The sequence below is a fragment of the Pantoea sp. GbtcB22 genome, from assembly GCF_019091025.1.
Taxonomy (GTDB): Bacteria; Pseudomonadota; Gammaproteobacteria; order Enterobacterales; family Enterobacteriaceae; genus Pantoea; species Pantoea leporis.
The window spans coordinates 1-248 of sequence record NZ_JAGXKB010000550.1 but is presented as its reverse complement, the minus strand read 5'-3'; the positions used below and the strand labels follow the sequence as shown (position 1 = coordinate 248).

Below are 248 nucleotides of genomic sequence, written 5' to 3'. Positions count from 1 at the left end.
CGCGAAGCGCACCGGCTCGATGTCGAACCGGACCTTGCGGAGCGCCTTCACGTCCTGCACCCACGCGGCGCGGATCGCCTCGAACGCCGCCTTCTCGACCGGCGGCCAATCGACGGAAAAGACGTACGTCCCGGTCACGGCGTCGCGGTCGCCCTCCCCGACCCCGGCGAGGTGGAGGTCCGCGCGGAACGGTCCCTTGAACTCCAGGTCGACGCGGCGCGGCTCGAGCTCGGGCACCGGGTACTTCA

General features: G+C 71.4%; 1 protein-coding gene. It reads right to left on the bottom strand.

Translation table 11 applies throughout. The features are described 5' to 3' along the window. The coding region (locus KVT28_RS25955) for a hypothetical protein (RefSeq protein WP_217551140.1) at positions 1 to 248 on the bottom strand (248 nt) is incomplete at both ends.